8 protein-coding genes and 2 pseudogenes are annotated in these 8,573 nt (G+C 63.8%); 6 read left to right on the top strand and 4 right to left on the bottom strand.

The window, feature by feature from the left end:
- The 6 genes and pseudogenes from ACYQ8K_RS29475 to tnpB form a co-directional block, all read left to right on the top strand.
- Window positions 1-857: pseudogene (locus ACYQ8K_RS29475) on the top strand (hypothetical protein); the annotation flags it as partial.
- Window positions 858-874: 17 nt separating this feature from the next.
- The gene (locus ACYQ8K_RS29470) at window positions 875-1,822 is read left to right on the top strand and encodes a transglycosylase SLT domain-containing protein (RefSeq protein ID WP_459974840.1); all 948 of its coding nucleotides are present in this window, start codon (window positions 875-877) and stop codon (window positions 1,820-1,822) included.
- A gap of 98 nt (window positions 1,823-1,920) precedes the next feature.
- Window positions 1,921-2,307, top strand: a complete 387-nt coding sequence (locus tag ACYQ8K_RS29465; protein WP_459974838.1) for a hypothetical protein — start codon at window positions 1,921-1,923, stop codon at window positions 2,305-2,307.
- 110 nt (window positions 2,308-2,417) lie between these two features.
- On the top strand, window positions 2,418-3,173 hold the full coding sequence (locus tag ACYQ8K_RS29460) for a hypothetical protein (RefSeq protein ID WP_459974836.1): 756 nt from the start codon (window positions 2,418-2,420) through the stop codon (window positions 3,171-3,173).
- A 185-nt stretch (window positions 3,174-3,358) separates the two neighbouring features.
- Entirely contained in the window at window positions 3,359-3,946 is a 588-nt protein-coding gene (locus ACYQ8K_RS29455; RefSeq protein ID WP_459974834.1) for an IS607 family transposase, read from the top strand.
- A 1-nt stretch (window position 3,947) separates the two neighbouring features.
- Entirely contained in the window at window positions 3,948-5,327 is a 1,380-nt protein-coding gene (gene tnpB, locus ACYQ8K_RS29450; RefSeq protein ID WP_459974832.1) for an IS607 family element RNA-guided endonuclease TnpB, read from the top strand.
- Window positions 5,328-5,396: 69 nt separating this feature from the next.
- Here tnpB and ACYQ8K_RS29445 read toward each other — a convergent pair whose 3' ends face one another.
- The 4 genes and pseudogenes from ACYQ8K_RS29445 to ACYQ8K_RS29430 all read right to left on the bottom strand — a co-directional run.
- Window positions 5,397-6,164, bottom strand: a complete 768-nt coding sequence (locus ACYQ8K_RS29445; RefSeq protein ID WP_459974830.1) for a hypothetical protein — start codon at window positions 6,162-6,164, stop codon at window positions 5,397-5,399.
- Between the two features lie 81 nt (window positions 6,165-6,245).
- Window positions 6,246-6,626, bottom strand: a complete 381-nt coding sequence (locus ACYQ8K_RS29440) for a hypothetical protein (protein WP_459974828.1) — start codon at window positions 6,624-6,626, stop codon at window positions 6,246-6,248.
- 102 nt (window positions 6,627-6,728) lie between these two features.
- A complete protein-coding gene (locus ACYQ8K_RS29435; RefSeq protein WP_459974826.1) occupies window positions 6,729-7,349 on the bottom strand; it encodes a hypothetical protein in 621 nt (206 codons plus the stop codon).
- A gap of 750 nt (window positions 7,350-8,099) precedes the next feature.
- Window positions 8,100-8,573 (bottom strand): annotated as a pseudogene (locus tag ACYQ8K_RS29430) (hypothetical protein); the annotation flags it as partial.

The following is an 8,573-nucleotide window of genomic DNA, read 5'->3' as shown; positions in this document are numbered from 1 at the left end:
CTTCTACCGGAGGCGACGACACCGCAAGCCGCAAATCGCCGCAAGAGCCACCGCTGTCAAGCATTCCCCAGATCCCCGGAATCCCCGCCGGCGGTGGACTGCCCGGAGGCATACCCATGCCGCAAATCCCCTCCGGCGCAATGGGACAACCCGATCACGGCCTAGACCCCATGGCCAAAGAACTCCCCTTGAACGACCCCGACAAGGACAAAGCTCTACACAAAGACGACCCCGACCACAAACACACGGACCACGACCAATCAAAGCCCGACAACCCCGGCAGCGTGATACCCACGCCACCGGGCGCACCTGCCACTCCCCCACCGCCAGGAGCCGACAAAACGGTGCGCATCGGCAACAAGGACTATGCGTTCGATTCCCCGCGAATCACCTCAGCTGTCAAGGAAACCCTTCAGGCTGCCCACACAGGCCCAGGAATTCCCATTCCCCAAGCCCTTGCTGACGTCGGGTTCACCATCCCGCCGGCGGGCCAAGACCTTGGCAGCCAGGTCGACGACGTTAACGCCGCCAAACCAGGTGACGTAATCGTCAGCGACGGGAACAAGAACGCCTGGTATCTCGGCAACGGCGAAGCCATGAACGAACAAGGCGAAGTCAAGCCAGTCAACGAGGTGATGAACTTCAGCGAGCCTAATACCGGCATCTTCCATATCCCCGATCCAGGCACCCCCGTCGTGGACCCCACCGCCACCCCGGTAGCTGCTGGAGCCACGTCGAGCTCGCCGCCCGCTGTGAACGCAGCCGATGTCCCTCCCGCAGCGCCAGCGAACGGGGCGAACCCCGGTGCCCAGTCCCACGGCTTGCCCGCCGGCCAACCTGTTCCCCAGCATCGATAACGTGGCGGTGAGCCCGGATGGCGCACGATAACGTCACCACTGACCCCAACTCGGGCACTAAGTTCGACAACGCGCGGCAGGCGGTTAGCGGTGCGGCCGATCAAGTCGGTGCCCCCGGTCCCAAGACCGGGCTGGACGACATTGATGGTCTCCTCGGAGAACACTCCGACAAGACCAAGGACAAGCTCAAAGATTCAGCGAAGACCCTCGGCCAATCCGCCAAGGGGGTCGACGACATTACTGATGGCGATGAGGAATCATCGAACAAATTTAAGCCCGCCGGACTCGGCAATGGTGTCGCTCCTCCCGCGTCGCCCACCCCTGCGGCCACACCAGCACCCGTCTCAGCGCCACCCGCAATGCCGGCCCCGATGCCTGGGACCTCGGTGATGCCCGCCGGGATGCGACCCATCGCACCCCAAGCGCTTGCGGCGTTGTTGTCCAACGCCGGCGTGACGCCCGAGGCCGCCGACGCTGCGGCACACCACCACCGAGGTTCGGGCGCAAAAGCAGCCCTAGCCGATCTGAAACGAGCGAGAAGCGGCGCCGGCGCGGCCTCCCCCGCCCAGCTCGCGGCTGACATCGATAAAGCCTGTGACGCCAACGGAATCCCCGACGATAAGAAGACCCGAGCCAAATGGCACGCCCTTTACCGGTTCCTCATCGAGAAGGAAAGCGGCAACAACCCCGACGCGATCCAAGGAGTCAAGGACGTCAACTGGAGCGGCGCAACAGCGAGCGATGGCGCACCTGAAAACGCTGCACGCGGGTACTGCCAGCTCACGCCCGGTACGTTCAAGTCTTTCCACGTCGCCGGGACTAGTGACAACATCTTCGATCGGGTCGCCAACATCGCCGCATCCCAGCGCTACATCATCGAACACTATGGCGTCGAACCAGCAGCTGGGACAAACTTCGATCGATTCGTTGAACACCGCCACGCCAACGGCTACACAGGCTACTAACGGGTGGCTTGCCACCGAGGTCGATCACCACTAGACTAGGTGGCTAGCCACCGTTATTGGGCGGGCGCTGGAAGGCCAAGTCGCAAAGGAACAGGACGATGACGACATACCGACTCCCTGCGACCCTGTTCGCCATCGCGGCCGCATTGGCCGCGGCAGGAGGCGCCATGCAGCGGATGAGCGGTCCCGGTTCACAGCCCGGTCTCACCCTCACCCACGGCGGCGGATTCGCACTCGTGGCCGCCCTCCTCGGCCTCGCGTGGTACCTGAAAACGCGTCAGGCATCCCGCAAGGCATTCATCACCGCCAGCGACGGAAACACCACCTTTCCCATCGCTGGACCTTACGACTCATCCGGCGCGGCCCGCCGCGAATTACCCCACGTTCAACACCAATTCGACCCCGACGGGCGCTACCAGTGGGACGTGCAAACCACCGACGATGAGGCCCTGGTCGGGCTGGCCAATGACTACATCAAACGCTAACTTGAGCGGGCCAGTGCTCCCACAAGCCCCGTTGAGCGGCCAGCCGGGCGGTGGTGTTGAACTTCATCGCGACCGACAAGGCCGCTATCTGTCAGTGAAATACTGACGGGGTGGGAAGCCGGCCCCGGGTGCACCGCGCGGAAGTGGCGCACGCCATCGAAAGGATCGCCGCGCGCCGCAGGAAAGTCGACGACCGACACCGCGACCGACTGCCCGATTCCCCCGACGCCGATCCCCACAAAGTACTCGACTACCTGCAGAAATACTCCGGGCCGGACATACCTCGCTGGGTGCTGCAAGCCGACGTCTGCGACGCGCTGACCCTCAACAACTGGCTGTGGTGGGAGCACCGCCGCCGCGAGCTGCACTTCCTGAAAGCCGGAAGCGACCGGGGGCTGTTCCTCAGCCAGATGGGCGCCCAGCTCGGTATCCGCAAGCAAGGCGTCCGGGACCTCATCGACCGGCTCGAGGCTCTGCTGCGATATGACCGGCCAGACGAAAAACTCACGCGCGCCGGCCGCGCGACCGCAGCGCGCCGCCCCGCCGCCGAACGCTGGATCACCGACCACCGCGAAGAGCTCGCAGCGCTGATCGACGACATCGTCGCCCAAGCAAACCGCTACCAGCTCGCCGATGAAGACCGCGAATTCATCGACGAACTAGCTCGCGATGCCCGCGATGATGACATGACCCCGGCGACGATGTCACTGCTGGGCCTCGCGGCCGGCGAATTGCGCACCGCCGCACCGGTGGTCAAACTCTTCGGAGACTTGCCCCGCAACGACAAACATCGCCGTCCCTACCGCGTACACACCGTACTGGCACACGCAGACGACCTGCGCGCCCGCTTCGCCGAGTCGGACTGAACCACCGATCAGGTGGGCGGCCAGTGTGCGGCACGGCCTAACGTGCTAGCACTGCCGCAGTCACTGCTCCTATCACAGGCCACTGTTGCACCGGATGTTGCATTCTGGGGCTTCGACCGGGGGTTGCCAGCTGTTGCGTTCTGAGTAGTCGTTGGTTGTCGGTGGTGTGCTGTAGGAACAGGTGTATGAATCTGGCGGCGTGGGCTGAGCGCAACGGTGTTGCGCGGGTGACCGCGTATCGCTGGTTTCACGCCGGGCTGTTGCCGGTACCGGCCAGGCGAGTGGGCCGACTGATTCTCATTGACGACCCGGCCGCTTCCACGGATCGGCGATCGCGCACTGCGGTGTATGCGCGGGTGTCATCAGCGGACCAGAAAGCTGATCTGGATCGGCAGGTGGCGCGGGTGACCTCGTGGGCCACGGCCGAACAGATCCCGGTGGACAAAGTCGTCACCGAGGTCGGTTCGGCGCTAAACGGTCACCGACGAAAGTTCCTTGCGCTTCTACGCGACCCAGCGGTGCAGCGGATCGTGGTGGAGCATCGCGACCGGTTCTGCCGGTTCGGCTCTGAATACGTCGAAGCCGCACTCGCTGCCCAGGGCCGTGAGTTGGTCGTGGTCGACTCAGCCGAGGTCGACGACGACCTGGTGCGCGATATGACAGAGATCCTCACCAGTATGTGTGCTCGGCTCTACGGCAAACGCGCTGCTGCCAACCGTGCAAAGCGTGCCGTCGCAGCGGCGGCTGACGCCGGCGAACGCGAGGCGGCCTGAGGTGGCGAAGTTCGAGATTCCTGAGGGCTGGACGGTGCAGGCGTTCCAGTTCACGCTGGACCCGGCCGAGGATCAAGCCAGGTCGCTGACACGGCATTTCGGCGCCCGTCGCAAGGCTTACAACTGGGCGGTCGCCACCCTGAGAGCCGACATCGAAGCCTGGCGCGCGTCAGGCATCGAGACGGCGAAGCCGTCGTTGCGGGTCCTGCGGAAGCGTTGGAACACCGTCAAGGACGACGTGTGTGTCAACGCCGAAACCGGTGCGGTGTGGTGGCCTGAGTGCTCGAAAGAGGCCTACGCCGACGGTATCAATGGTGCGGTCGAAGCCTATTGGAACTGGCAGACTTCACGTGCTGGTACACGCGCTGGGAAACGAGTCGGATTTCCGCGCTTCAAGCGCAAGGGCCGCGACCAGGATCGTGTGTCCTTCACGACCGGCGCGATGCGTGTCGAGCCCGATCGCCGTCATCTAACGCTGCCGGTAATCGGCGCTGTCCGTACGCACGAGAACACTCGCCGCATCCAGCGGCTCATCGCCAAAGGCCGGGCGCGAGTGCTGGCAATCAGCGTGCGGCGCAACGGTACTCGGTTGGACGCCAGTGTGCGGGTACTGGTCCAGCGCCCACAGCATCCCAACGTTGCACACCCCGGTTCACGGGTGGGAGTCGATGTGGGTATGCGTCGTCTCGCGACGGTCGCCGACGCTGACGGTGTCGTGATCGAACAGGTTGACAATCCGCGCCCACTCGATGCTGCGTTGCGCGAGCTGCGCAACGTCTGCCGGGCGCGATCGCGGTGCACGAAAGGTTCACGGCGCTATCGTGAACGCACCACTGAGATGTCCCGGCTGCATCGCCGGGTCAACGATGTCCGCACCCACCATTTGCACGTCCTGACAACACGATTGGCCAAGACCCACGGTTGCATCGTCGTTGAAGGTTTGGACGCTGCTGGGATGCTGCGACAAAAAGGGCTGCCTGGTGCCCGCGCCCGACGGCGCGGGCTGTCCGATGCCGCCCTGTCCACACCCCGGCGCCACCTGTCCTACAAGGCAGGCTGGTACGGGTCGCAGGTAGTCGTCGCTGACCGCTGGTTTCCGTCGAGCAAAACCTGCCACGCCTGTGCGCATGCGCAGGACATTGGCTGGGACGAACACTGGCAATGCGACGCCTGCTCGGCACGTCACCAACGTGACGACAACGCCGCCATCAACCTCGCACGCTACGAGGAAATATCTAGCGTCGTCGGCCCAGTTGGGGCCGCCGTCAAGCGTGGAGCCGACCGTAAGACCCGGCTGAGCCGGGCAGGTGGCCATGAAGCGCGGAAGGGAACCAACCGAACGGTTGGGGAACAACCCCGAGACGGGGTGCAAGTCGCGTGACCACTAAAGATCACTCACTTGCAACGGATGAAGGCGTACCCCAGGGCGGCGGGCGGCGGGTAGTACGCATTACCCCGCTGAGAGGCCGAAAGTATCCAGCACTTTGGCCAAAACCGGATTTTGGTTCGGAGCCGCGACCGCTGTACCGCCGTCTACGCCCATGGAGTCCGCGACCCCCTCACGCAGCCACACCGTCCAGCAATCCCAGTCGCTGCCGTGTTTAGATCCATAGCGCAGGCCCAACGGCGTAATGTCGCCGACGACCCGGGCCCGCGCCAGCCGCTCAGCCAAATACGTTGTCACGTAACGATCCTCGCAACGCAAGGTCGACACCGTGACGTGTTGAATGCCGCGCTCCCACAAATTGCCCGGGATGTTGCTCTGTAGAAAATTGACTGTCCGGGAATGTTCAGATTCCACCAGCCACCCGTGTTCAGGCAGCGTCAGCGTGTACAGCCTGAACTCATAGAGCCAGTTGATGTCCACGACGTAGGGTGCCAATTTCTTACCGGCGGCCGCCCAGTCTTCGGCGATCAACTCTTCCATCGTGGCCGAACCGACGTCGTCGAGGTATCGAGCCGCTGGTACTGGTCGCGGCTTTTTCAACCTGCCCAGCAACTCCCCGTATGCGCCTTCTGGATTTGATGCCGCGTAGATCGTCTGTTCACCTGGCAAATCAAAGCGATTCCAGCTGGACCGATCATCGCAACTACTGATGGTGCGGCACTGTGGATTCAGCGGCCCGTATGACGGTTTGGCCAACCGGAACACCGTCTGACCAGCTGCGGGCACCAACGCCAGACCTGTGACTGAACAGATCAAGACGTCGTCCGACACGCCACCTCCAACAGGACGCAGGTCTTCGGAAAATCCTATCGTCGCTGGCGACCGGCAGACCGGGTAATACGACCAGAGTTCTTAGTTGTCGGTTCCGTCGACGAAAGCAGCCGCCGCGGCAATCACCTTATTGAACTTGCCATCACGGATCGCCACATACGGCGGCACCTCATCAAGACGCGGGTTGGCCCCAATGAACCACGCCCGGGCGACATCCTCACCCTCGGCGGTGGCCACCGCAATCCAGGCACGGTGCGCCACCTGAAGACGCTGCAAAGCCTCAGCCCGTGGAGTCGGGCCACCCTCGTTGGCCCACTTATGCGGCAGCTTCCGATCCCGCACGCCAGCCAGCACCGCCACCAGAGTCGGCCCCAGGTGCGCTACCAGCTGGCGCGCCAGCTCCGCCGGCCGCAGCCGGACAGTCTTCGTATGATTCAAGATCGCGTCGTTGACCACAGTCACCGTGATCACTTCCCTCTTCGCCAGCTAGGCTCCCGAAACGACCTAGATCTACTCGAATCCTAGTAAAAAACCACTAAAATGCAACCATGATGCGTGGACAATCTACCCCCACGGGGACGGCGGGGTGAAAGTAGATAACGCGCCGGCGTGCCGGACAACCGCCAGGCGTGCAACCAGTCGCTCACGCATCCGCGGGTCATCTGCGACGCCCGCGGCGAGTAGCGCACGTTCCAGACGGGCCTGACGTGACCACGGCCGGCGTTGCGGCAGCGACAGCGCCGCAGCCTTGTAGGCCTTACGGTCACGGATCCGCTGAGCGGCATCGCGCGCATCATCAGATAGACCCATCCACGAAAGACACCGTTCCCGCAGCTCCCGCCCAATACGCGCGGTCGTGCCGGTGCCACGATGGCGGCTGCGCAGCTCGAGGCCAAGCCCCAAATGCAGCATGACCGTGCCAAGCACAGGTCCAAGCAGGATCCGCCCGATCGCTTCCTCTGTGGTGGATTCAGCCCACGCCATGTAAGCCATCGCCACGCACATAGCCCACACGATCGTGCGGAACGCGCCAGGCCGACCCTCGCGGTGGACGTTAACGGCCATTCCGGCCCCGCACACCACCAGGGCGAGCTCAGCCACGGCGAACATGACATATCGCTCCCCGTAGGCGATCGGGATGTGCAGGACTTGCGCGAAGAACCGCCACGAGGTGTTGAGGGACACCCCGAGAGATACGAGCGCGACCGCATAACACGCGAACGCCACCCACGGCGCACGCTGCTCCCGCTGCGGAGTGAAGTCGTGATCAGGGACGCACCGTCCCCCCGCAATAACAGGGACAGTGGGCACATCGTCCCTAAGGTCAGGCGAGGCACCACGGTCAGCGTCCTCGCGCACCTGCGAGCTGTCCGCGGTATCCGGGGTCTCAGAACGAGACATCGAGCAGGGTGTGACCGGACTGTCCCCTGCTGTTGGCGGCGTCCCGGGAACAAAATGTTGCGAAGACCGCGGCAAGGCGACGCCCTGTACTTGCGGTTCGTCGCTCAGCCCATGGGCATCCCGATACTTTTTGACTGCCGGACTGACCTTGCTCCGGGACACGGTGTACCCGTACCGCGCGAGCCACGTCATCACTTGCGCCGGGGGAGCACCGTGGAGGACGCTGACCGCGTAGCCAATCGCCTCAGATTTCGTGGACATACCCGCCAACGCCTCGACATGAGGATCGGTGTCCCCAGCGTCCCCACTGTCCCCCGCGGGACGTGCCAGCCCGTCCGTTGAGGCGTCCCGCTGCGCCTCGTCGGGGCGGCGGGTCGCGGCTAGTTCGGTGCCAATAACGGTCACGTTGTCACCCTCTCCTGTTGCGCATGGTCGGGGATTTCACCGAACCCGCCATTGGGCTCTGGCCTCGAATTCCTGGGGAGATCGCCCGGTGGCTGCCGATGAGAGCTGCCGACGCCGGGGATCGAACCGTCAGGTGATTGCCGGATAGCTGGCGTCTAAGGCCGCCGTCACTACTTCTGACCGGCTCGATTTCTGCCGACCGGGATGACCAGCCGTGATGATGTCGTTGACCCACTCGACGATGCGACGCAGCGCCTCGACCTCACCGGCGATCGGACGCATATAGACCGGCTGCCACGGTTCGGGCTTTTGCACCGGCGCGCGCCGCACGAAAAAGCCCGTTGGAGCTGCTCCACTTTCTTCCGGCCGACGCTTCAGCACCAGCTCAGGCAGTTCAGCGAGGTGATCACTAACCGCTTGCATGATCAATTGCGTCTGTGGCGCCGAACCAGGCTGATCTGCCACCGCCTTGAACCGGGTGGCGACGGAGTTGGCGACGCTGACCCGCGTCGGTGATGCCACATGCATGAGCGGATCAGTCCAGTCGATCTCCAAGTCAGGAAGCTTGCGATCGACCGCGCCGACACCAGATGCCCCTGTAGG

The organism is Mycobacterium sp. MUNTM1 (assembly GCF_054660795.1).
Note: the sequence above shows the minus strand (reverse complement) of the source record. Positions and strands in the feature narration are given on the sequence as shown.